Origin of the sequence: Leucobacter chromiireducens, from assembly GCF_051993095.1 — a bacterium.
Classification (GTDB): Bacteria; Actinomycetota; Actinomycetes; order Actinomycetales; family Microbacteriaceae; genus Leucobacter; species Leucobacter chromiireducens.
In genome coordinates, this window is the sequence record NZ_CP197024.1 from 65,214 (window position 1) to 88,000 (window position 22,787).

24 protein-coding genes are annotated in these 22,787 nt (G+C 66.9%); 16 read left to right on the forward strand and 8 right to left on the reverse strand.

The features are described from left to right. The first annotated feature begins 23 nt into the window (after positions 1–23). The 6 genes from kdpC to ACR81A_RS00340 all read left to right on the forward strand — a co-directional run bounded on the left by kdpC (position 24) and on the right by ACR81A_RS00340 (position 6,817). Positions 24–656, forward strand: a complete 633-nt coding sequence (gene kdpC, locus ACR81A_RS00315) for a potassium-transporting ATPase subunit KdpC (protein ID WP_202380459.1) — start codon at positions 24–26, stop codon at positions 654–656. Next, on the forward strand, positions 653–3,145 hold the full coding sequence (locus tag ACR81A_RS00320) for a sensor histidine kinase (protein WP_202380458.1): 2,493 nt from the start codon (positions 653–655) through the stop codon (positions 3,143–3,145). Before kdpC ends, ACR81A_RS00320 begins: the two co-directional genes overlap by 4 nt. After that, complete coding sequence (locus ACR81A_RS00325) at positions 3,142–3,846, forward strand: response regulator (RefSeq protein ID WP_202380457.1); 705 nt, start codon at positions 3,142–3,144, stop codon at positions 3,844–3,846. The genes ACR81A_RS00320 and ACR81A_RS00325 overlap by 4 nt, the downstream gene beginning before the upstream one ends. Positions 3,847–4,073: 227 nt before the next feature. Continuing rightward, a complete protein-coding gene (locus ACR81A_RS00330; protein WP_202380456.1) occupies positions 4,074–4,958 on the forward strand; it encodes an ABC transporter substrate-binding protein in 885 nt (294 codons plus the stop codon). 51 nt (positions 4,959–5,009) lie between these two features. Next, entirely contained in the window at positions 5,010–6,041 is a 1,032-nt protein-coding gene (locus tag ACR81A_RS00335) for an amino acid ABC transporter permease (protein WP_202380455.1), read from the forward strand. Further along, complete coding sequence (locus ACR81A_RS00340; protein ID WP_440312215.1) at positions 6,038–6,817, forward strand: amino acid ABC transporter ATP-binding protein; 780 nt, start codon at positions 6,038–6,040, stop codon at positions 6,815–6,817. The genes ACR81A_RS00335 and ACR81A_RS00340 overlap by 4 nt, the downstream gene beginning before the upstream one ends. A gap of 83 nt (positions 6,818–6,900) precedes the next feature. Here ACR81A_RS00340 and tagD read toward each other — a convergent pair whose 3' ends face one another. Beyond that, on the reverse strand, positions 6,901–7,299 hold the full coding sequence (gene tagD / locus ACR81A_RS00345; RefSeq protein ID WP_202380454.1) for a glycerol-3-phosphate cytidylyltransferase: 399 nt from the start codon (positions 7,297–7,299) through the stop codon (positions 6,901–6,903). Between the two features lie 155 nt (positions 7,300–7,454). Here tagD and ACR81A_RS00350 point away from each other — a divergent pair, with 155 nt between their 5' ends. Further along, positions 7,455–7,637: a hypothetical protein gene (locus ACR81A_RS00350; RefSeq protein ID WP_202380453.1), complete on the forward strand. Its 183-nt coding sequence runs from the start codon at positions 7,455–7,457 to the stop codon at positions 7,635–7,637. A 69-nt stretch (positions 7,638–7,706) separates the two neighbouring features. Here ACR81A_RS00350 and ACR81A_RS00355 read toward each other — a convergent pair whose 3' ends face one another. From ACR81A_RS00355 to ACR81A_RS00365, 3 genes are read right to left on the reverse strand one after another with little or no spacing between them, the layout of a single operon-like run. Beyond that, a complete protein-coding gene (locus ACR81A_RS00355; protein WP_025134649.1) occupies positions 7,707–7,925 on the reverse strand; it encodes an SCO4848 family membrane protein in 219 nt (72 codons plus the stop codon). A 9-nt stretch (positions 7,926–7,934) separates the two neighbouring features. Then, positions 7,935–9,140 (reverse strand): MFS transporter, encoded by a 1,206-nt coding sequence (locus ACR81A_RS00360; RefSeq protein WP_440312216.1) that lies wholly within the window; start codon positions 9,138–9,140, stop codon positions 7,935–7,937. Next, positions 9,127–9,810, reverse strand: a complete 684-nt coding sequence (locus ACR81A_RS00365; RefSeq protein ID WP_440312217.1) for a FadR/GntR family transcriptional regulator — start codon at positions 9,808–9,810, stop codon at positions 9,127–9,129. The genes ACR81A_RS00360 and ACR81A_RS00365 overlap by 14 nt, the downstream gene beginning before the upstream one ends. A 113-nt stretch (positions 9,811–9,923) precedes the next feature. On the opposite strand from ACR81A_RS00365, the gene ACR81A_RS00370 reads away from it, so the two are divergent. From ACR81A_RS00370 to ACR81A_RS00400, 7 genes are all read left to right on the forward strand, one after another. Beyond that, complete coding sequence (locus ACR81A_RS00370) at positions 9,924–10,985, forward strand: amidohydrolase family protein (protein WP_440312218.1); 1,062 nt, start codon at positions 9,924–9,926, stop codon at positions 10,983–10,985. A gap of 72 nt (positions 10,986–11,057) precedes the next feature. Then, on the forward strand, positions 11,058–12,710 hold the full coding sequence (locus ACR81A_RS00375; protein ID WP_202380449.1) for an ABC transporter substrate-binding protein: 1,653 nt from the start codon (positions 11,058–11,060) through the stop codon (positions 12,708–12,710). A 4-nt stretch (positions 12,711–12,714) separates the two neighbouring features. Further along, positions 12,715–13,665, forward strand: coding sequence for an ABC transporter permease (locus tag ACR81A_RS00380; RefSeq protein ID WP_337248850.1), 951 nt, complete (start codon positions 12,715–12,717; stop codon positions 13,663–13,665). Further along, positions 13,662–14,546 (forward strand): ABC transporter permease, encoded by an 885-nt coding sequence (locus ACR81A_RS00385; protein WP_202380448.1) that lies wholly within the window; start codon positions 13,662–13,664, stop codon positions 14,544–14,546. Before ACR81A_RS00380 ends, ACR81A_RS00385 begins: the two co-directional genes overlap by 4 nt. After that, a complete protein-coding gene (locus tag ACR81A_RS00390; RefSeq protein ID WP_440312219.1) occupies positions 14,543–15,400 on the forward strand; it encodes an ABC transporter ATP-binding protein in 858 nt (285 codons plus the stop codon). The genes ACR81A_RS00385 and ACR81A_RS00390 overlap by 4 nt, the downstream gene beginning before the upstream one ends. After that, positions 15,397–16,254 (forward strand): ATP-binding cassette domain-containing protein, encoded by an 858-nt coding sequence (locus tag ACR81A_RS00395; RefSeq protein ID WP_202380446.1) that lies wholly within the window; start codon positions 15,397–15,399, stop codon positions 16,252–16,254. Before ACR81A_RS00390 ends, ACR81A_RS00395 begins: the two co-directional genes overlap by 4 nt. Then, entirely contained in the window at positions 16,251–17,795 is a 1,545-nt protein-coding gene (locus tag ACR81A_RS00400) for a chlorohydrolase family protein (RefSeq protein ID WP_440312220.1), read from the forward strand. The genes ACR81A_RS00395 and ACR81A_RS00400 overlap by 4 nt, the downstream gene beginning before the upstream one ends. An 84-nt stretch (positions 17,796–17,879) precedes the next feature. On the opposite strand, the gene ACR81A_RS00405 is transcribed toward ACR81A_RS00400, so the two are convergent. Then, positions 17,880–19,265, reverse strand: a complete 1,386-nt coding sequence (locus ACR81A_RS00405; protein WP_202380444.1) for an APC family permease — start codon at positions 19,263–19,265, stop codon at positions 17,880–17,882. A 254-nt stretch (positions 19,266–19,519) separates the two neighbouring features. On the opposite strand from ACR81A_RS00405, the gene ACR81A_RS00410 reads away from it, so the two are divergent. Together ACR81A_RS00410 and ACR81A_RS00415 are read left to right on the forward strand one after the other, a co-directional pair. Then, positions 19,520–20,182, forward strand: a complete 663-nt coding sequence (locus tag ACR81A_RS00410; protein WP_202380443.1) for a GntR family transcriptional regulator — start codon at positions 19,520–19,522, stop codon at positions 20,180–20,182. A 64-nt stretch (positions 20,183–20,246) separates the two neighbouring features. Then, the gene (locus ACR81A_RS00415; RefSeq protein WP_202380442.1) at positions 20,247–20,651 is read left to right on the forward strand and encodes an acyl-CoA thioesterase; all 405 of its coding nucleotides are present in this window, start codon (positions 20,247–20,249) and stop codon (positions 20,649–20,651) included. A gap of 42 nt (positions 20,652–20,693) precedes the next feature. Here the strand turns inward: ACR81A_RS00415 and ACR81A_RS00420 are convergent, their stop codons facing one another. From ACR81A_RS00420 to ACR81A_RS00430, 3 genes are all read right to left on the reverse strand, one after another. Further along, positions 20,694–21,146, reverse strand: a complete 453-nt coding sequence (locus ACR81A_RS00420) for a GNAT family N-acetyltransferase (RefSeq protein WP_202380441.1) — start codon at positions 21,144–21,146, stop codon at positions 20,694–20,696. Then, a complete protein-coding gene (locus tag ACR81A_RS00425) occupies positions 21,143–21,433 on the reverse strand; it encodes a cupin domain-containing protein (RefSeq protein WP_202380440.1) in 291 nt (96 codons plus the stop codon). The genes ACR81A_RS00420 and ACR81A_RS00425 overlap by 4 nt, the downstream gene beginning before the upstream one ends. Positions 21,434–21,494: 61 nt before the next feature. Beyond that, positions 21,495–22,742, reverse strand: coding sequence for a PucR family transcriptional regulator (locus ACR81A_RS00430; RefSeq protein ID WP_202380439.1), 1,248 nt, complete (start codon positions 22,740–22,742; stop codon positions 21,495–21,497). Positions 22,743–22,787: the final 45 nt, after the last annotated feature.

The following is a 22,787-nucleotide window of genomic DNA, read 5'->3' on the forward strand; positions in this document are numbered from 1 at the left end:
CACACAAGAGAAAGAACAGCATCATGACTGCAGGATCCCGCACCACGGGACAGACGCTCTGGGTCGCGGCGCGCACCCTCCTGGTGTGCACGCTCGCGCTCGGGGTGGGGTACACCGCCCTTGTCACGGGCATCGGGCAGCTCGCGCTCCCGGCGCAGGCGAACGGCTCGCTGCTCGCGGGCCCAGGCGGGGCGGGCGCCGAGGCGCCGGTCGGCTCGGCGTTGATCGGCCAGTCGTTCGTCGACGCGGAGGGGGAGCCGCTGCCGCAGTACTTCCAGCCGCGACCGTCTGCCGCGGGCGACGGCTACGACGGCGCGGCGTCGGGCGCAAGCAACCTCGGGCCGGAGAACCCGGATCTCGTGGCGGCGGTGGCCGAGCGGCGGGCCGCGATTGCCGCGCGCGACGGGGTGCCCGAGGACGCGATCCCGGTCGATGCGCTCACCGCATCGAGCTCAGGCCTCGACCCGCACATCAGCCCGGAGTATGCGGCGCTGCAAGCGGAGCGCGTCGCCGCGGCGCGTGCGATCCCGCTCGAAGAAGTACGCGCCCTCGTCGCGCAGTTCACGGAGGCGCCAGATCTTGGTGTCCTCGGTTCCCCGCGCGTCAATGTGTTGCGGATTAATCTGGAGCTCGACGAACGAGAGGCTGCGGCATGACGACACGGGGGCGACTGCGGGTGCTGCTCGGGGCCGCCCCCGGCGTGGGCAAGACCTACGCGATGCTCGAGGAGGGCCGGCACCTGCAGAGCGCGGGCACCGATGTGGTGATTGGGATCGTGGAGACCCACGGCCGTGCCGCGACCGCCGCGATGACGGCGGGCCTGCCCGCGGTGCCACGCCGCGCTGTGGCGCACCGGGGAGTGGCGCTCGAGGAAATGGACCTCGATGCAGTGCTGTCGCGCCGACCGCAGCTCGCGCTGGTTGACGAGCTCGCGCACACGAACGCGCCGGGGTCGCGCAACGAGAAGCGGTGGCAGGACGTTGCCGAGCTGCTCGAAGCCGGCATCGATGTGCTCTCCACCCTCAACATTCAGCACATCGCTTCACTGAACGATGTGGTGGAGCAGATCACCGGGGTGCCGCAGCGTGAGACGGTGCCGGATCGCTTCCTCCGCGACGCGGATCAGATCGAGGTAATCGATCTCGCCCCGCAGGCGCTGCGCGATCGGCTCGCCGGCGGGGTGGTGTACCCGGCTGAGCGCATCGACGCCGCGCTCTCCAACTACTTCCGGCTGGGCAATCTCACGGCGCTTCGCGAGCTTGCGCTGCTGTGGCTCGCCGACGAGGTGGACCAGGCGCTCACCAGCTATCGCAGCGCGCACGGCATCGACCGCACCTGGGAGGCGCGCGAGCGTGTGGTGGTCGCGCTCACGGGCGGACCCGAGGGCGAGACCCTGTTGCGCCGCGGCGCGCGCATCGCGGCGCGGGCCTCCGGCGGCGCGCTCGTCGCCGTGCACGCGACGAGCCCAGACGGTTTGCGCGCGGGTAACCCTGCCGCTCTCGCCCAGCAGCGCGCGCTGACCGAACAGCTCGGTGGCTCGTACCATCAGGTGCTCGGCTCGGACGTGCCAACCGCGCTCGTCGAGTTCGCCCGCTCGCAGAACGCGACGCAGCTCGTGCTCGGAGCGAGTCGGCGCGGCCGCCTCGCGACGGCGCTCACGGGGCCCGGGATCGGCGCGACGGTGATCCGCGAGTCTGGCGACATTGATGTGCACATCGTCAACCACGCAGGAGCCGGTGGCACGCGCGCGCTGCCCCGCCTGGGCGGTGGGCTCACGGTGCGGCGGCGGCTCGCCGGCTTCCTGCTCGCGCTCATCGCGGGTCCGCTGCTCACGTGGCTGCTCTTCACCATGCGCAGCCCCGAGTCGATCACGGGAGATGTGCTGAGCTATCAGCTGCTCGTGGTCATCGTTGCGCTCGTGGGTGGCCTGTGGCCGGCGCTCTTTGCGGCCGTGCTCTCGGGGATCACGCTCGACTTTCTCTTCATCGCGCCGCTGTACACGGTGACGATCACGGATCCGATGCACGTGATTGCCTTGCTGTTGTACACGACCATTGCGGCGCTCGTGAGCTTCGTGGTGGATCGCGCGGCCCGCGCCGCCCGGGTGGCGCGACGCGCTGCGGCTGAGTCCGAGCTGATCCAAACCGTGGCCGGGAGCGTGCTCCGCGGCGACAGCGCGGTCGAGGCACTCGTGGACCGTGCGCGCGAGGCGTTTGCGCTGCGCGGGGTGCGGCTCGTGGAGGACGGCGAGACGGTTGCCGAGTCGGGCGTGCACGACGGGGAGGTGACGAGCCGGCTGCCCGTGGGCGAGCGCGGCGAGCTGCTGCTCTTCGGCGGAGACCTGCCCGCGTCTGAGCAGCGGCTGCTCGCGGTGATCACCGCCCAGCTCGCCGCCGCGCTCGAGCATCAGCATCTCGCGGACACGGCGAGCGAGATCGCGCCCATCGCGGCGTCGGACCGGGTGCGCGGCGCACTGCTGTCCGCCCTCAGCCATGACCTGCGGCGCCCGCTCGCCGCAGCGACCGCGGCGGTTGGGGGCTTGCGTACCACCGGACCTTCCCTCGGCGCGGACGATCGCCGCGCACTCCTCGACACGGCGGACGAGAGCCTCACCGCACTGACCGCGCTCGTGACCGATCTGCTCGACGTGAGCCGCCTGCAAGCTGACGCGCTCACCATCGACACTGCGCCGCTCGACCCCGCGGATGTCGTGGGCCCCGCGCTCGACGAGCTGGGCCTCGGCCCCGCAGAGGTGGAGCTCGCGCTTGAACATGGCGAGCAGCAGGCGAGCGCGGATCCCGTGCTGCTGCAGCGAGTGCTCGCCAACCTCCTCGCGAACGCCACGCGCTTCGCGCCGCCCGGCAGCCCCGTCCGTATCGCGACGAGCACGTTCGCAGATCGCGTCGAGGTGCGCGTGATCGACCACGGGCCCGGGATCCCGGCCGCCCGCCGCGACGAGGTGTTCGTGCCCTTCCAGCGGCTGGGAGATACCGACAACGGCACCGGCCTCGGCCTGGGCCTCGCGCTCTCCAAGGGCTTCGTCGAGGCGATGGGTGGCACACTGGAGCCCGAGGATACCCCGGGCGGGGGCCTCACGATGGTCGTCTCGCTCGCGGCGGCCTCCGGGACGAAGGGACGGCCGTGAAGATTCTCATCGCCGACGATGATCCGCAGCTGCTCCGAGCGCTGCGCATCACGCTCACGGCGCAGGGCTACGAGATTCTCACCGCGGTCGACGGCGCGTCGGCGATCAGTACCGCGATCGCTGAGCGCCCCGAGCTTCTCATCCTCGATCTCGGGATGCCGAACCTCGATGGGGTCGAGGTGATCCACGCGGTGCGCGGTTGGTCACAGGCTCCGATCCTCGTGGTGTCCGGGCGCGCGGGCACCGCGGACAAGGTGGACGCCCTTGACGCGGGCGCCGACGACTACCTCACGAAGCCGTTTTCGGTGGAGGAGCTGCTGGCTCGCGTGCGCGCGCTCACGCGCCGCCTGCCGCAACAGGAGGAGACGGCGCCTCCCGCGCTCGTGGTGACGCTCGGCGAGATCACGGTGGACCTTGCCGCGCGCAGCGTCGTGGACGCGACGGGAGGCGGGCGACGGCAGATCCGTCTCACGCCCACCGAGTGGCAGGTGCTCGAACTGCTCCTGCGCAACCCGGGGAAGCTCGTCACGCGGCAGACGCTCCTCACCCACATCTGGGGGAGCGAACACGTGACCGACACCGGGTACCTGCGGCTCTACATTTCGCAGCTGCGGAAGAAGCTTGAGCGGGATGCGAGCGTCCCGCGTTTCCTCATCACGGAGCCCGGCATGGGGTACCGGCTGGAGCTCGACGCGCGCTAAGCCGAGGGCGTCATCAGAATGTTATCCGCCCGCGCGTACCCGAGCGGGCCGGAGATTCGCGCCATTCCGGTCAATCTTGCCCCGGATCAAGCCCCAGTATGGAGCCGGGTAGAGACTCTGTAGTTGAGTGGCGTCCCACGCGCAGTACACTCGGAGCGACATGACGCAACGAAGCGACGTCCACTCCCGGCACCGGGATTGCGCGATGCTTCACATTGGAGAGATCAATGAAGATTCGATACGCGCTCCCCGCGCTCGCCGCAGCCGCGCTGCTCACCCTCACCGGGTGCGTGACGAACGAGGAGGGCCCGAAGCACGAGTCCACCGACACCTCGAAGATCAGTGTCGATGAGAAGGCCGCGGCGCTCGTCCCCGCCGACATCAAGGACACCGGCAAGCTCGTACTCGGCACCGACGGATCGTACCCGCCCAACGAGTACAAGAACTCCTCCGGCGAGATCGTCGGCTGGGGCGTCGACCTTGCCAACGCAGTCTCCGCCCGCCTGGGCCTCGAGCCCGTGTGGGAGGAAGCAAGCTTCGACACGATCATCCCGAGCATTCAGGGCGGCAAGATGAACATGGGCTCGTCGTCCTTCACGGACAACGCCGAGCGCCAGAAGACCGTCGACTTCGTCAACTTCTACGAGGCCGGCGTGCTGTGGGCCGCACCCATCGGCTCCGACATCGACCCGAACAACGCATGCGGGCTGAAGGTCGCCGTGCAGTCGGGCACCTTCGAGCACACCGACGAGCTCCCGGCGAAGTCGGCCGAGTGCGAGGCCGCGGGCAAGCCCAAGATTGACATCATGCCCTTCGAAGGCCAGGCTGAGGCAACGAACGCCGTCGTGCTGGGCCAGGCTGAGGCGTTCAGCGCTGATTCGCCCGTGACCCTCGACGCGATCGCAGCGCAGAGCGACAAGATTGCGGCGGCCGGCGAGACGTTCGACGTCGCACCTTACGGCTACGCGCTTCCCAAGGACACCGACCTCACGAAGGCCGTCCAGCTTGCGCTCCAGTCGCTTATGGACGACGGCACGTACCTCGAGATCCTCACGAAGGCGGGCGTTGAAGACGGGGCAATCGAGAAGGCAACGATCAACGCCGGCTCCTGATCCCGATCAACCGTCGTATCCGAACCCACAGTGAAGTAGGAACACTCCGCTATGTCTGAGAACACGGGCGGGGCTTCGGGGACCACCCCGAAGCCCCAGCCCTTCTACGAATCCGAGCCCATCGAGGCGATCAAGCTCAAGCATCCCGGCCGCATCGCGCTTGCCGTCGTGCTGGCAGTGCTCGCCGTTCTGTTTGTGATTGATGCCGCGAACCGCGAGGCCTTTGACTGGCCTGAGGTGGGCAAGTATCTCTTCGATACGCGCATCGTCTCGGCCGTTGGCTACACCCTGCAGCTCACCGTCTACTCGATGATCATCGCCATCGTGCTCGGGATCCTGCTCGCGGTGATGCGTCTGTCGCCGAACCCGGTGGTGAAGTCCATCGCCTGGGTGTACCTCTGGATCTTCCGTGGCACCCCGGTCTACGTGCAGCTCACCTTCTGGGGACTCTTTGCGGTGATCTACCCGAAGATCGGCTTCGGAATCCCGTTCATGGAACCGTTCTTCGAGTTCGAGACGAACACGATCATGACGGCGTTCACGCTCGCGATCATCGGCCTCGCGCTGAACGAGGCCGCCTACATGGCCGAGATCGTGCGCGCCGGCCTGCTGTCGGTCGACAAGGGTCAGGACGAGGCCGCTGTGGCGCTCGGACTGGGCTGGTGGCACACGATGACCCGGGTCATCCTGCCGCAGGCGATGCGCGTCATCATCCCGCCGACGGGCAACGAGGTCATCTCGATGCTGAAGACCACCTCGCTCGTCAACGCGGTGCCATTCACGCTCGAGCTCTTCATGAAGACGAAGGACATCTCGGCAGTCACCTACAAGCCGGTGCCGATGCTCATCGTTGCCTCGATCTGGTACCTCGCCGTCACCTCGGTGCTCATGGTGGGCCAGTACTACCTGGAGCGGCACTTCGCGCGGGGCGTCGCACAGCGCCCCGACGTGATGACGCCCACGGTAGAGACCGCCGCCATCGGTGTGGTGGGAACCGACGGGACGTACCCGACGTATGAGGAAAAGGACGGCCGCACCGGGATTGTGCCGCCGCGCCAGCGCCCCGGGGGAGGCATGGTATGAGCCAGCAAGCAACCGACATTCCAATGGTGATGGCCGAGGGTGTCTCGAAGGCCTACGGGTCCAACCTGGTGCTGAAGTCCATCTCGCTCGAGGTGCAGCGTGGTGAGGTGCTGTGCCTCGTTGGCCCCTCGGGCTCGGGCAAGTCGACCTTCCTGCGCTGCATCAATCACCTGGAGACGGTGAATGCGGGCCGACTGTCCGTCGACGGCGAGATCGTCGGCTACCGGCAGCAGGGCGACAAGCTCTACGAGATGCACCCGCACGAGGCGGCGAAGCAGCGGCGCGACATCGGCATGGTGTTCCAGCGCTTTAACCTCTTTCCGCACATGACCGCGCTCGAGAACGTGATGCTCGCGCCCACCCTGCTCAAGAAGGGCAATAAGGCCGCACTCAAGGCTCGGGCGATGGAACTGCTTGCTCGTGTGGGCCTCGCGGACCGGCACGACTACTACCCTGCGCACCTCTCGGGTGGGCAGCAGCAGCGCGTGGCCATTGCGCGTGCGCTCGCGATGGAGCCGAAGCTCATGCTGTTCGATGAGCCGACCTCCGCCCTCGATCCCGAGCTGGTGGGTGAAGTGCTCGACGTCATGAAGGGCCTCGCCGAGAGCGGCATGACCATGATCGTGGTGACGCACGAGATGGGCTTCGCCCGTGAGGTGGCCGACAAGCTGGTCTTCATGGACGGCGGCGTGGTGGTCGAGGAGGGTGACCCGGCCGAGGTGCTGTCGAACCCCCAGCGCGAACGCACGAAGGCCTTCCTCTCCAAGGTCCTCTAGCGCGAGCACTGCTCGGTACACGCACAGTGGCCCCGGTTTCCCGCGAGGGAACCGGGGCCACTGTGCATTGCGGCAGCTCGGCGCTAGGCGTTGACGCCGAGATCTCGCTTGATCTTGGTGGTGGAGACGCCCTCGGTGCGGTCGAGGTAGATGACCTCGCAGTAGTCGCGCAGCACCTCGAAGCGGGGATCGCCCTCCCAGTCGCCGCCCATCACCACGGCGTCGATCTCGTACTTCTGCACGTCGCGGATCTTCTGATCCCACGCCTCTTCGGGGATCACGAGGTCGACGTAGCGCACCGCCTCGAGCATGTTCTTGCGCGTCTCGAAGTCGTGGTAGGTCTTCTTCCCCTTGCCCGCATTGAACTCCTCCGTGGAGGCGGCGACCACGAGGTAGTCGCCGAGCGCACGTGCGCGACGCAGCAGGCGGATGTGACCCCAGTGCAGGAGGTCAAAGGTGCCGTAGGTGAGGATCCGCTTCATCCCTCCAGTCTAAGCGCTGAGCCGATTCCATGCTGGGAAGCCAGCCCGCCCGCGTGCGCGACGAATTCCCTGGTGCCGTGGAGCTCGTGGCGGCGTAAGCTGGGAGGGAGGTATCCGCGCGGCGGGTCCGCGCATCGACGGAGATGGAGGGCACGATGTCAGAGCACCCAGATCAGAGAGTTCCGGATCACGACTCCGATCCTGCACGCACTCCCGGCGATGGCTGGGTGGGCGAGGGCGGAGCGTCACACCTGGGGCCTGCGACGCACGTGCGTGCCGGTCATCCCGACGACGCAGACGACGAGGATGATGTCGAGTCGGACGACGAAGAAGAGTAGTCGCGACACCGTAGGGAGGCCCGCCCACGCAGAAGCGTGGGCGGGCCTCCCTCGTTCCGTTTTCGGCTGCTACGCCTGCACGAGCGCGATCACGCCCGCAACGGCGGACGCCGCGGCGATGAGCAGCGCGATCCCGATCAGCACTGCGTGCACCGTGAGGAAGCGAGTGGGGCGACCCTGCTCGTCACGGGCGCGCGGATCCTTCGCGACGCGCGTCCAGAAGCGCGGCCACACCACGATGTTGTAGACAGCGTTTACGAGCAGCAGGATTCCGGCGAGCGTCAGCATGCCTCCAGCTTACGTGGACGGAGGTGGCTCAATACCGCGGCGCAGAGACGCACGAGACCCTGCGATGCCGAAGCCGAGCTCGATGACGGCGACCGCGAAAAGCACCAGGAGGGCGGCGGACCATGGAATCCCTGCCTGGGAGAGGAAGCCCAGCAGGAGCGGCCCGGTTGCCGCGAACGCGTAGCCCACGCCCTGGCTCACGGCGGAGAAGCTCGCGGTCGCCGTGGCGCTTGGTGCGGTAAACACGATCAGCGCAATTGCGAGCCCAAACGCGCCGCTCTGTGCGATGCCGAGCGCCGCGACAACGAGCGGGGCGAGTGAGATGGGTCCGTAGGCGAGTCCCAGCAGGCTGACGGCAGAGAGCGCGGCGACACCAACGATGAGCGGGGTGCGCAGCCGCGGGCGTGAGGCGAGCGTGGGTGCGATGAGTGACGCGGGAAGGCCAGCGATGCTGAGCCAGGCGAGCAGCATGCCTGATTCGCTCGGGCTCATGCCGCGGTCGATGGCAATCGTCGGGAGCCATGCGGTCAACGCGAAGTAAATGAGCGCTTGGCATCCGAAGAATCCGGTGACCGCCCAGATTCCTGGCGTACGGAGCAGGCCTCGGAACGATTGGGCGGGGTGTTGCTGGCCGCTGCTCGCGCTCGAGCCGAGGGCGGAACCGAGCCCGAGTGAGAGCCCGAGTGCGATCAGCAGGGGAATCCCCCACGCGGCGAGCGCGGGCGCAACGCGGTCGTCGAGGAGGTGGAACAGGGGTACCGTGAGCCCGGCACCCGCTGCGGCGCTGACGCCGAACGACGTGGTGTAGACCCCTGTCCAGAATCCGCCGCGTCGAGAAAGCGCCTGCCGGATCACCTGGGGTGCCAAGACTCCGAGCAGGGCGATGGTCATCCCGCCGAGGATGACGCCGGTGAAGAGGAGGGGCGCCGACACCGGGCGGAGCAGGGTCGCGGTCGCGAGCAGTGCGAGCAGCACCGTGATCGCTCGGGCCAGGCCAAGCCGCCGTACCAGGAGGGGAGCGAACGGGGAGGCGACGCCGAACATGAGCACGGGGAGCGAACTCAAGATCGCGAGACCGCCGGCGCTCAGCCCATAGCGTGCGCCGATCTCTGGGAGAAGCGGGGAGACCGAAGTGATGGGAAATCGGACGCTCAAGCCAATTGCGAGGATGAGGATCCCTGCAGCTGCGGCCTGACGTCGTTCAGTTCGACTCATCGAGCAGACGCTCCTGCTGCTCGAGCACTCCCAGTGCTGCCGCTGCTGCTGCGTCCGCGGCTTGCGCGACGATGGCCTGGAACAGCGCGTCGTGCATGTCGGCGCGGTCGGGGTCGTGGCGCTGGGTGAGGCACGACGCGTCTGCAACAGACTCCCGGAGGGAGGTGTCGAAGCTCGCGTACAGATCGGTGAGGAGCTGGTTTCCTGAGGCCTCGGCGATGCCGAGGTGGAACGCGACGTCGGCATCTGCGAATCCCTCCGCGTCACCCGCGGCGATTGCTGCAGCCCGGTCGCGCAAGTGCGTCTCGAGCTCAGCGAGGTTGGCCGCGGTGCGGAATTGCGCAGCCTCGCGTGCAGCGAGTGCATCGAGCGCGCGGCGCACGCGGATGACTTCGCGGCCATCCGCGGAGTGGATCGCCCGGCGCAAAGCTACTTGCGTGGGGTCAGTGGCGATGAGGTAGGTGCCGTCTCCCTGTCGCGTCTCGAGGAGACCGAGCTGGACAAGGGAACGAACCGCCTCGCGCACGGAGGGTCGGCTCACGCCGAGGGTGGTGGTGAGCTCCGCCTCGGAGGGGAGGCGGTCGCCGAGTGCCCAGCGGCCGGCACTGATTTCGCGCTTCAGCTCGTCGACAACGGTGTCGACGAGCGATCGTCGTTGAATAGGTCGCACGGTATCTATCCTTGCAGCTTCGGTTGGTTATATGGTTATCATATGTCTGACAAGTGGTTCGGCGCCAGGCTGGCGCCGGATTTCCCTGCAGAATCACCGAGAAAGGTCTTCCAATGACGGCGACCCCAGCTGCACCGCACCCCGCGATGCTTGCCACCCCGGGCCTCGTTGACGGTCACATTCACCCGGATAAGACCTCATGGGGAAGTGCGTGGATGTCGCGCCGCCCGGCGCGAGACCTCGCGGAGCTGATCGAGAACGATCGTGCGACCCAGTTCGACTTTCCCGAGAGCGTGGAGGAGCGGGCCTATGCGCTGCTCGCGAATGCCCGCCGCAACGGCACCCTTGCGATGCGCGCGCACGTGGATGTGGCAAGCGAACTCGGCATTCGCAACGTTGAGGGCGTGCGTGCCGCGGCAGAGCGGCTTCCCGGACTCACAGTGCAGATCGTCGCGTTCCCGCAGTTCGGCCTGCTGCGCAACCCCGGCACGCTCGAGGTGATGGCGGCCTCACTGGACGCGGGCGCCGATCTTGTGGGCGGCATCGACCCGGGCGGGATCGAGGGCGACTTGCATGGCCATCTCGACGCGGTGTTCGGCCTCGCGGAGCGGAAGAGCCGCGACATCGATATTCACCTCCACGACGGTGGCGAGGATGGACTCGCGCAGATCCGAGAGATCGCGCGGCGCACTGTTGCCACTGGCCGCCAGGGGCGCGTGACGATTGGCCACGCGTTCGCGCTCTGCGACGAGTCGCTGCCCAGCTTGCCGGAGACCCTTGACCGGGTTGCAGAGGCGGGTATTTGGATCGCGACCTGCGCGTTGGGGCCGGACCCCGTGCCCAACATCGATCGTTTCGAGCAGCACGGCGTGCGACTCGTCGCCGGATCAGACGGCGTACGCGACTCCTGGAGCCCATTCGGAACCGGCAGTATGGTCGACCGCGCTCACCTCCTCGCCTACCGCACGGGAGCGATCACGGACATGGAGCTTGAGCGTGCGTTCCGCATCGCTTCGGTCGCCGGCGGCGAGATGCTCGGAATCCCCGAGATCGCGGAGTGGAGCGGGGCAGCCGCAGCGACCCGCCTCGAGTTTGCCGCGCACAGCATCGCTCAGCTGGTGGTCGATCGCCCAGCACCCACGCGCGTGGTGCGCGATGGTGTCGTGCTCAGCTAACGCGTTCTCTCAGCCCCTCTTTCCCACCACCTGAACACCCGCAGTACCCATCACCGGAACAAAGGAGTCCCCGTGTCCATTCGACGTCTCACGCTGCTCGGAGCAGCCACTGTGGCAGCGCTCACGCTGACCGCATGCGCTGGCGGCGGTGGCGGCGCCCCCTCGGGCACCGCCGCTGGCCAAGCCAAGTTCGACCTTGACCCAGCGAAGCTCGCAACCACCACGCCCGCGGGCACAGCGGCGGTTCCCGAGGTCACCTGGAACCTTCCCTATGAGCCGATGTCAATTGACCCGATGCTCTCGTTCAACTACGCGGAGAACACGGTGGACTCGAACATGTGCGAGGGGCTCACGCGCATCACCCCCGATCTTGAGATTGAGAACGCGCTCGCCGAGCAGGTGGAGTCGCCGAACGATACGACGTACGTGTACACACTGCGCGATGGCGTGCAGTTCTGGGACGGCTCGCCGCTCACCGCCGCAGACGTTGTGTACTCGCTCGAACGACAGGTGGGGGCCGATGCGCCCACGTACTGGACGGACTACTTCACGAACGTGGAGTCCGTGACGCAGACAGGCGACGCCGAGGTGACCGTCACGCTCAGCACACCGGATGCGCTGTTTGCGCAGGGCATGTCGAGCGCTGCTGGCGCGATTGTGCAGAAGGCTGCGGCTGAAGCCGCTGGCGAGCAGTTCGGCACCCCGAAGGGCGGCATGATGTGCACTGGCCCGTTCCAGCTCGACTCCTGGGAGCCGGGGAAAGCAATCACTCTCGTGAAGAACGAGAACTACTGGGATGACGCGCTGATCCCGAAGGTGGAGAAGCTGTCATTCAGTTTCATTGCCGATGAATCGACCGCGATCAACGCGCTTCGCTCGGGTGACGTTGACGGACAGTTCTTTTACCTCCCGCCGGCCGGCCTGAGCCAGTTGGAGGGTAGCGACGCGAGCATCACCTTCGGCAAGTCCTACATTTTCTGGTCGCTCCGCGCGATTCAGGAGACGGGCACGTTCTCGAACCCGAAGGTGCGCGAGGCGCTGCTCGCCGCGATTGACAGCCAGGCTATTGCCGACGTCGTGTTCCAGGGCGCGGCGATCCCCTCACCGGTGCTGACCGGACCCGCGTACTACGGTGACGATGAGGCGGGGAAGCTCTTCCAGGCGGCCTACGACGGGTACGAACTGAAGCCAGACATTGAGCGCGCGAAGGCGCTGCTCGCTGAGGCTGGCGACGTTTCCGCTCCCATTGTGCTTGGTGTGCAGGGTTCGTCCGCAGTGCACGAGCAGACAGCCAACCTGATTCAGGCCGCCGGGCAGGCAATCGGACTCACGATCGAGACGAAGGTGATTCCGGTCGAGCAGTTCGGCAACCTCTACTTCGACCCGAAGGCGCGAGAAGGCCTCGACGGCTTCTTCACGACCTACTACGGAAACGTGACTGATCCGCTCGACGTGTACACGACGTTCATGCCGGACAGCACGAACAACTTCATCAAGTACGATGGCGCCGCCGCCGAGCTCACAGAAGCACGCGCCACGCTCGACCCCGTGAAGCGTGCCGAGCTGACCATTGCCGCCCAGGAGAAGATCACGCGCGATCTGCCCTGGTTCCCCATGGGAGACCTGCCGGTGATCCTCGTGCAGAACAACGAGATCTCGGGTGCGACGGCTTCCTCCGCGTACCTCGGCTACCCGTGGGCGGCCACCATCGGAGGCGTGGAGTAGTCCCGTGTCCATCCCCGCATTCCTGCTGCGCCGGACGGGCAGCCTCCTGCTCGTCCTGCTTGTCACGTCATTCGTGGTCTTCGGCATGCTCTATCTCGCCCCGGGGAGTCCGCTGAGCTTTGTGCTCGGCCCCCGGGGCGGGACGCCGGAGCAAATCGCACGGGTGACCGCCCAGTACCACCTCGATGATCCGTTCCTCGTCAGGTACTTCGCGTGGATCGGTGATCTGTTCACGGGAGACCTCGGCGACTCGGTCGTCTACCGTCAGCCCGTCGCCGACCTCATCGGCGGCCGGGTGGGCACCACCGTAGCCCTCATCGCGCTTGCGACGCTCATCATCGCCGTGCTCGGCGTGGGGCTCGGCCTGCTCGGCTCGCTGCGCGGTGGTTGGGCGGATCAGGTGGTCACCACGCTCGCGACGCTTGGCCTCGCCACTCCGGCATTCGTGATCGGCGTCGCGCTGATCAGTGTCTTTGCGGTGGGGCTCGGCTGGTTCCCCACGAATGGGAGCGGGAGCGGGGGACTCGACACCCTGTTCCACCTCATCCTTCCGGCAGCGGCGCTTGCCGTTGCGAGCACGGCGTATCAGGCACGCATCACGCGCGCCTCGGTGCTGGAGGAGGCCGGCAGGGAACACGTCCAGACCGCCGTGGCCCGTGGTCTGCGCACGAACCTCATTGTGCGGCGGCATATTCTTCGCAATGCCCTGATCCCGATCACCACTGTGCTCGGTCTGACGGTCGCGACACTCATTGCGGGGGCTGTGGTCATCGAGAATGTGTTCGCGCTCGACGGCCTCGGATCGCTGCTCGTCCGCGCGATCCTGCAGCGCGACTTCGCCGTCGTGCAGGCCGTAATTCTCGTTCTTGTCATCGCGTTCGTGGTGATCAACGCGATCGTGGATTTCCTGTACACGATCATTGATCCGCGCATCCAGCTGGGGAGTAAGCAATGACCGCACCGAGCACCACTCAGATCGCCCTCCGCAAGGTGGCTGCGAACGACCCCGGTCGCCTCACCCTGCTCGGCCGGAAGCTCGGCCCCACCGGCATCATCGCCGCGTGCGTGCTGACGGTGTTCGTGCTTGCGGCACTCCTCGCGCCATGGCTCGCACCGTATGATCCCGACTTCCCCGATCTGCTCGCGGCGCTCTCGGGCCCCAGCGCGCAGCACCTGCTGGGAGCGGATGCCCTCGGCCGCGACCTCCTCTCTCGGCTGATGTACGGTGCCCGCATTACGCTGCTCGGGCCGACGCTGGTCATTCTCATTGCGACCGTCGTCGGCACCACGCTCGCCCTCATCGCCGCGTGGAACCGTGGGCGAGTTGACACGGTGATCTCTTGGATCCTTGACGTGCTGTTCTCGGTTCCGGGTATCGTGTTTGCGCTGATTGCGGTGGCGATCTTTGGGCCCAACCTGCCCACCGTGGTGGTTGGCCTGTCGATTGGTTACATCCCCTACGTTGCACGCGTCGTGCGCGGCGCTGCACTGCGCGAGCGTGGCATGCCCTATGTGCAGGCGGCCTGGCTGCAGGGACAGTCGGGCATCGGCATCAGCCTCACGCAGATCCTGCCGAACGTGCAGCCCATTGTGGTTGCGCAGGCCGTCTCGTCACTCGGCTTCGCCGTGATCGATCTCGCGGCCGTCTCCTTCCTCGGGCTCGGTGTGCAGCCGCCAACGGCTGATCTCGGACTCATGGTGAAGAGCGGCTTCGACTCGCTGTTGCGCGGGCAGGCGCTCGAGGCGATCACCGCGGGCCTCGCGATTGTGCTCATCGTGTGGAGCATCACCGTGATCGGCGACCGGCTCGCCTCAAACACCAGGAGCATCCGATGAACGCACCACTCCTTGAAATCGAAAACCTGCACGCGAGTCTGGTCACGAAGTACCGACGCCTCGACCTGCTGAACGGGGTCAGTCTGACCCTCGACCGGGGCGAAGCATTGGGGCTCGTCGGCGAATCCGGTTCCGGGAAGTCGCTCACCACGCGCGCAGTAATGCGGATGCTCGCCGAAGGGTTCCGCACCACCGGTGAGGTTCGCTTCGCGGGTGAGTCCGTGCAGGGCATGAACCGAGAGCGCCTGCGGAAGTATCGGGCGAGCGAGGTTGGCATGATCTTCCAAGATCCGCGAGCGCATGTGAACCCCGTGCACACGGTCGGCGACTTCCTGACGGAGGCACTTGTTCGCGATCGCGGCCTGCCCCGCGCGGACGTCGAGCGGCGCGCGATCCAAATCCTCGATGAAGTGGGGGTGAGGCACCCGGAGCGGCGGCTCCGGCAGTACCCGCACGAACTCTCCGGAGGCCTCCTACAGCGCGTCATGATCGCCAGCGTGTTGCTCGCCGAGCCACAGCTCATCCTTGCGGATGAGCCGACCACGGCGCTCGACGTCACGGCGCAGTCGGATGTGATGGCAATCATCGACGAGCAGCGCCGGGCGCGCGGGCTCGCGCTGCTCTTCATTACGCACGACCTCGAGCTCGCGAACGCCTGTTGCGACCGGCTCGCGGTGATGTACGCGGGGGAGATCGTCGAGCAGGGCGCACACGTCTACGACGCACCCACCCACCCCTACACGGTTGAGCTCATGGGCGCGCGCCCGAGTATCGAGGAACGACTCGACCGCCTTCCCGTGCTCGAGTATTCGCTCGAGCTGCACCAGGAGTTGAAAGCGAGGACCACGCAGTGAACAACGCAGCCCCTCAGGCCACACCGCAGGGCGAACCGCTTATCCGAGTGAACGACCTGCGCAAGGTGTTTCCCGCTCCTCGCGGAACCCGCGGCGAAGATGTCGTCGCCGTTGACGACGTTTCGTTCGAGCTCATGCCCGACGAGTGCCTCGCGATCGTCGGCGAATCCGGCTCGGGGAAGACGACGGTGGCACGAATGATCGTGGGACTTGAAACGGTCACCGCCGGCGCGATTGAGATCGGTGGCCGCGATCGCACGGGTGCGCCTCGCTCGTTGCGTGAGCGTCGAATCCGAGCCCGCGAGGTGCAGTACGTGTTTCAGGACCCCTACTCCTCGCTCAACGGGCGGCAGCGTATTGGTGAGGTCATCGCAGCGAACCTTCGCCTGCACGCGGCCCCCGGCGCCGCGCGAGGCGGCGTGCGCGCTCGCGCACAGGAGATCCTTGACGCCGTCGGCCTGCCGCAGCGCTTCTTCGATCGCTTTCCGCGGGAGCTCTCTGGAGGACAGCGGCAGCGGGTGGCGATTGCGCGCGCGCTCGCCGCAGACCCGGGCGTGATCGTGCTCGACGAGGCAGTAGCCGCGCTCGATGTTTCGATTCAGGCGCAGATTCTCAATCTGCTCGCCGACATCAAGGCGGAGCGGCAGATCAGCTATCTCTTCATCTCGCACGATCTTGCGGTGGTCAACCAGATCTCGGATCGAATGATTGTCATGGAGAACGGGCAGGTGGTGGATCGCGGGAATACGGCCGAACTACTCGCGCACCCCACCCACCCGTACACGCGCGCGCTTCGCGCCGCCGTGCCCGGTCCCGGCTGGAAGCCGACGCGGCGAGAGCAGCTGGCCTCATGAGCATCCGTGCGCTGCGCAGTTCGCACGCAATTGTGGGAGCGCCAGCGGGTGTCGCGCCGGATCCGAGCGTTCCCACGACCGCGCCGAGCTTCGCGGAGTTGCGCGACGCGGTGGTGCTCGTCGAGGGGGATCGAGTGATCGCGGTCGCTGGTGGCGTGGCGGGCGACGCGCTCGTTGCGCAGGCAGACGAGGTGATTGAGCTCGGCGAGAGCGTGCTGCTCCCGGGCCTGATTGACCTCGAAGGCCTGGTGGACATTGACCACCTACTGCTCGATTCCTGGTGGGGCCCCGCGCATGAGGCGCGCCTGGAGTGGTCTGAGGAGTACGCGCGAGCGCCTCGCGAGGTGCTCACGCCTGCGGAGCGCTCAACGCTTCGCCGGTATGGGCTCGTCCAGTTGATTCTGCACGGCATCACTTCTGCGATGCCGATCTCCTCGGAGGTGCACGGCGCCTGGGCGGAGACTCACGACGACCTGCTTGATACGGCACGCACGGCGAGCGAGCTGGGTATTCGAGTGTTTCTCGGCCCCTCATACCGATCCGGGGTGCACGTCACGCGTGCGGATGGCACCCCAGACATTTACTGGGACGAGGCGAAGGGGCGGGCAGCGTTCGCCGACGCCGAGCGCTTCCTTGACACAGTTGAAGCCCTCGCTGATCCCCTGGTCACGGGGGTGCTTGTGCCGTGCCGGGTGGAGACGGTCACGGATGAGCTCCTGCAGCGCACTGCGCGCCTCTCCGCAGAGCGCGGGGTGCGGGTGCGGGTGCATGCGACGCAGGGGCTCGACTCTGAGATCGGATTCCTCGCGCGGGATCGGGGCACGACTCCCCTGGGTTTGCTCGAGCGGACGGGCCTCCTCTCAGACCGTTTGATCCTCGCGCACGGGGTCTACATTGATGTGCACCCCGAGGTGCACGGCGAGGACCGGGGCGACCTTGCCACGCTCGCCGAAGCTGGGGTGTCGATTGTGCACTGCCCCGTGACCAACGCGCGCTACGCGTTTCACCTCGAGCGGCTCTCGCAATACCTCACGGCGGGGATCAACGTCGCACTCGGCACTGACTCGTTTCCACCGGACCTCATCCGGGCGATCGACACGGGTGTGCAGATCTCAAAGGCGCAGCACAGGGACCTCGGAAAGGGGCTCCTCGCCGAGTATGTGGAGGCGGCCACCCTGGGCGGCGCGTCCGCGCTCGGCCGCAGCGACCTCGGTCGCATTGCCGTGGGTGCACAGGCCGACATCGTTGCATTTTCACTCGCGGATTTCCGCACTGGGGCGATTGATGACCCGCTTCGCACGCTCACCCTCGCGGGAACTGGCCGCGATGCGCACTTTAGTATGGTGGCCGGCCGCGTCGTGATGCGAGACGGAGAGATCCCTGGGCTGAACACCACGCAGCTCCGGGCCGAAGGGCAGCGGATCTTTGAGAAGCTGCGCGCGGCGTATGCGGAGCGGGATGCGCTTGCCCCAACACACGGCAGCGATCCCGATCAGCTGTTTCCGCCCGTGTTCCCGCGGGCCGAGTGTGGGGGCCTCTGAGGTTCCTCCACCGTGTCTGACACGCCGCTGCGGCGGGGATCCCCGAGAGGATCCCCGCCGCAGCGGCGTTCATGCGTGGCGCGTCTACTCGCGGTAGGGGAGCGTGGGCATCGCCTCGGTGGCGGCGCCGTCAATTTGCAAGGCGAGTGCGCCGCCGTGCTTCTTCCTGCGCAGGAGGAACACCACCACGCCGATGGCCAGCCAGGTGCCGCCGAGCACGAATGTGAATGGTGCGAGTGAGGTCCAGAGCCACGCAATCGAGACGAAGCCGATGAGCGGCATGATCAGGTGTCGAACGACGCCCCAGCCGCTGCGGAGCCCCAGGTCGAAGAACAGCACCTTAATCGTCGCAAGGTTGACCATGGCAAACGCGACGAGCGCGCCGAAGTTGATCATGTAGACGGCCTGATCAAGGGTGATGAACAGTGCGACGAGAGCGACCGCGGACACGAGCAGCGCGGCAACATAGGGCGTGCGGAAGCGGCGGTGGAGTCGGGCGAGGGGCGCGGGAAGGATCCCGTCGCGGCCCATGGCGAAGAGCACGCGGCTGACGCTCATCTGCGCTGCGGTGCCGCACAGCACGATGCCAATCACGTTGACGACCACGAAGATCACCATGAGGGTGTCGCCGCCGGCCTGCTGCATGAGCTCGGTGCCCGCGGCGTCGAGATTCTCGAGCGTGCGCCAGTCGGGAACGATGAGGCTGCCCGCAATCGAGAACGCGAGGTACCCGAGGCCAGCAAACAGTGTCGCGAGCACGATTCCCTTGGGGATCTTGCGGCGCGGGTCGCGCGTCTCCTCCGCGAGGGTTGAGACGCCGTCGAAGCCGAGGAACGCGAAGGCCACGATCGCTGCCGCGGCGAGGATGGGGGCGAGGCCGCCTGAACCGAGGGACAGCGGGGTCATGACCGCTTCCATGCTGAGGTTCGGGGCGTTCAGGATCGCGAGCGTGAGGAACGCGACGATGACGAGCACGGAGGCCACGATGACGACGCTGTTCATTCGTTTGATCCAGGTCACCCCGATCACACTGAGCACCGCAACAATTGCGATGCAGATGAGGGTGCCCACCCATGCGGGAACCGCCGTAAACAGGCTATTGAAGTACAGCCCGAAGAGGAGGAAGTTGACCATCGGGAGGAAGAGGTAGTCGAGGAGCATCACCCAGCCGGTGAGGAAGCCGGGGCCAATGCCGAACGCTCGCGTGACGTAGGCGTATGCGCCTCCGGTGATTGGCACGTGTGCCGCCATGCGACCGTAGCTGTGCGCGGTGAACAGCATGATGATGATCGCGGCGACATAGGCGGCAGGAAGATGGCCATCGCTCAGCGCGGTGGCAGGGCCGTACACCGAGACGACGGAGAGCACCCCCATTGAGGTGAGGCCGTAGGCGATCAGTGCCGGGAGGCCGAGCTCGCGCTTCAGGGTGCGCGGGCGCGTGGCCTCGGAGGGTGGGGCGGTGGTGGTCATGCACAGACTCCTTTGCTCTGGTGGACGACCCAGCGGGCCCGCTGCACGCGAACCACGGATGGATTGTATGCCAAATACTGAGAGATAGGGAAATCGCAGCATCTTTCGGGTTGGAATGCGTCGTTTGGAATGCCAAAATGGGAGAAGTTGGTGGTGCTCGAGTCGACGGGCATCATGGGAGACGCCGCTCGCATGCGAGGGTGGTGCGGACGGGAGCGGCGGAGATGCTCAGGAATGACACAGAGGACGCGGTGATGCTTGACGAGCCCCTATCGCGCGGAGAGGCCGTGTACGAGTGGGTGCGCGACCGCATCATTGACGGACGCCTCCCCACGGGAAGTCGGATCCGGGAGCGTGATCTCGCAGAAGAGATCAACGTCTCGCGCGTGCCGATTCGTGAGGCGTTTCCGCGCCTTGAGGCGGAGGGGTACATCCGAACGTTGCCCCGGCGGGGCGCTGTCGTTGCGCCCATGGCGCTCGCCGATGTCAGTGAGCTGTTTGACGTGCGCGCCTCGCTCGAGGTACTCGCCGCGCGGCTCGCTGCCGAGCGCTGTGCGTTGGGCGCCGATGGGTCGGCGCTCATCGCGGCGCTGCGTCACGCAGAGGAAGCCACCGGGCGAACGGATGCCCGTGCAATCGTGGGGGCCACCACCGACTTTCATGCCGCGGTTGTTGAGCTCGCAGGAAACCGCCTGCTGCAGGGCCTCATGGTGCCGATCCAGGGGCGTGTGAAACGGCTGTTCAACATCGCGAACGAGCGCGATGACGTCGACTTGCATCGCGAGCACGAAGATCTGTGTGATGCGATCGTGCATGGTCAGGTGGAGCGCGCGGCCGCGCTCGCGCTCGCGCACGTGGAGCATAGCCGCGCGGACACGATCCCGATCATCGAGCGCCTCATCGCCGAGACGGAGTAGGCTCCGCGGTTCAGCTCGAGTCGCGTATATCGGCGGGTGTGATCCCGCGCAGTAGGCTGGCGCCATGAGCGACTACCGGCACATTGTGCGCAAGTGGGTCAAGCCCGAGGATCTCAACCAGCACGGCGCACTGTTTGGGGGTCGGCTGCTGCAGTGGGTGGACGAGGAAGCGGCGATCATGGCGATCACGCAGCTCGGCACCATCGACGTGGTGACCCGCCACGTCTCCGCCATCGACTTCATCTCGCGCGCTGACCGTGGTGACCTGCTCGAGCTCGAGTACTCGGTGGTGAAGTTTGGTCGCACCTCGATCACGCTGAGTTGCCGGGTCACGAATGCCGTGACTGACGAGGAAATCCTCACGCTGAACGAGATTGTTTTTGTAGCGGTCGACGGCGACGGCAAGGCGATTGTGCACGGGCAGACGGAGGCGACTCCCGGCCTCGAGCGCGTGCGCGCGGTGTCGTAGCCCGCGGGCACGCGCTCGAAGTCCCCCTGTGGCGGCGGGCGTTTACTCGGCTGGCGCGAGGTCGTACGTGACCCAGGGGGTCTGCGTTGCGACGCGGTCGTACAGGCTGCGCGCGGTTTCGTTGCTCTCCGCGGTGATCCAGCGCACGAGGGTGGCGCCCTCATCGCGCGCGATTTCGGCGAGGCGCTGCAGGATCGCACTGCCGGCACCCGTGCCGCGCGCCTCCGCTGAGGTGAACAGGTCATCGAGGTACAGGCCATGACCGCCATCGATCGGGCGCGCGAAGCGACGGAAGTGGCCCATTCCCACCGCAACGCCATCGCGCTCAGCGATGAGACCGCGCGTCTCATGCGTGGGATCCTGGAGCCAGCCCCACACCGTGTCGAACACGGCGGGGTCGTGTGGCTTGGCGTAGAAGTCCCGGTAGCCGCGGTAGAGCGTCTCCCAGGCCGCGCGATCGGAGTCGGCAATGGGCCGCACGGTCACCGTGCTCATGCGAGCTTCTCCACCTCAACGAACACGACATCGCTTGCGGAGCTGCGGTTCTCGACCTGGTGCTCGGAGCCTGCGGGGCGCGTGTAGCTCTGGCCGGTGGTGAGCTCGGCAACGATCTCGCTGCCATCCGCGTTCGTGACGTGCATCGTGTCCGTGACGAGCGGAATCACCACGTACTCGTACTCGTGGCGGTGCATCGGGATGACGCCACCGGGCTCGATCGTCCACTTGGTGACGCGAAAGTGCTCGTTTTCCAGCTGAACTTCGCCGTGTGAACCGGTGCTCATGATCCTCCTTGATGCGTGAGGCCCGGGCTGCGCCGGGCATCGCCGTTGCGATTCCCTCAGCCTAGGGGATCGGTGTGGCGGTGCGCTGCCCCTCGGGATCCGAGCGCAGCTCCGACCACCGCCCGATGAGTTCCGGGTAGAGCGCGAGGATGAGGTTTGATGCGGCGAATGCCGAGGAGATGGGCTGACCCATCGCTTCCTCAATGCGGGCGAGGCGATACCGGATCGTGTTCGGGTGCACGAAGAGCGCCTCTGCGGTGCGGGTGATGTTCTGCTCGGCGGCGAAGAATGCGACGAGGGTCTCGTGCAGCTGCGGGGCCGCGAGCGGTGCAAGCGTGCGGGCGATGCGATCCTCGAGCTGGCGCTGATCGACGTGTGAGAGCAACCACGTGGCGAGGTCGATGCGGTCGATCAGCACCGCCCCGAGCCGCTCGGGAGCGGGCGCGGCGGCCGCCCACTGCCGGGCGATACCGAGCGCGGTCTCGGCCTCGCGCACGCATTCGGAGACGCGGGACAGGGTGGAGAACGGGGCAGAGGCGCCGAGCAAGAACTGCTCAGAGGCCGCCGCGATCCACGCGTCCGCCGCGGGGGAGTCGGGCACGATCGCGGCGATGGTGGCGGGCGAGTCCATGTCGGCGCGCCGCAGCATGACGAGAAGCGGCACGTCCTCGGAGCGCGCACGGCCGATGAGGAGAGTGAGCTGTGCCTCAGTGGCGGAGGCTCCATCGAGCGGGGCGAGTTCGAGCGCGCGCACGGGGGCGTAGGCGGGGAAACGAAACTGCGTCAGCCGACTCCAGAATCGATGTTCGCGCGCGGGCACCACGCCGTCGTGCAGTGCTGCGATGAGCTGTTCGTTGTCGCGTCGGTCGCGCTGTGTAGCGCCGTACTGGATCCCGTGCACGGCTCCGAGGAGCCGCTCCGAGGTGTCGAGGAGCTGATCGCCGATCTCGGTGATGGTCTCCGAGCCGCGGCTCGCGATCGCGATGACGTGCACGCCGTCGCGCAGTGACACCCGCCGCGTGCGCACGCGCCAGCGCCCGATTTGCAGATCGAGCTCGCGCTGGTGGGTGGCGGCAACCTCGTTCCAGATGAGTTGTGTGGGCGCCTCACCGGTGCTCGCCACCAGGGAGCCCTCAAAGTCGTAGATGACGGCGGTGCCGTGGCACAGGGTCGCAATGCGAGCGGTGAGAGCGTGCACTGGATCGGTCGACGCAACCGCTGAGAGCAGCGTGTTCGTGAGCTCGAGGGTCACTTGAACGCGCGCGAGTTCGGCCTGCGTTTCGGCAGGGTCCAGCATCGGATTTGCCATGCCACACCTTCGTGGATTGTATGAACGGGAGGTTTTTGACCCCGC